The following is a 232-nucleotide window of genomic DNA, read 5'->3' as shown; positions in this document are numbered from 1 at the left end:
TTCTCGGTCCTACCGTGGATGCAGTGCACCTGGATATCGACGCGAAGCCAACCTATTTCCCGCTGTTCGGCCGTTTCCTCGCGTCGCGCGTGCCGGTGCCCGTCGATGGATCGCCGCGCCTGAACCTGCCGTCCTTCGCGTGGGGTACAGAGGCGATCGAAGTCACGAAGATGGAAGTGCCGTCGCAGTATAACGGCGGTATCTGGACGCTGACCGTACTGCCGAACGGCAA

1 protein-coding gene is annotated in these 232 nt (G+C 62.1%); it reads left to right on the top strand.

Annotation, left to right across the window (positions count from 1 at the left end; all coding sequences use genetic code 11):
• The coding region (locus SCA31_RS25715) for a hypothetical protein (protein ID WP_410699753.1) at window positions 1–232 on the top strand (232 nt) is incomplete at both ends.

Source organism: Chryseobacterium sp. SIMBA_028 (genome assembly GCF_046535285.1).
Taxonomy (GTDB): Bacteria; Bacteroidota; Bacteroidia; order Flavobacteriales; family Weeksellaceae; genus Chryseobacterium.
This window is presented reverse-complemented; position numbering and strand designations above follow the sequence as displayed.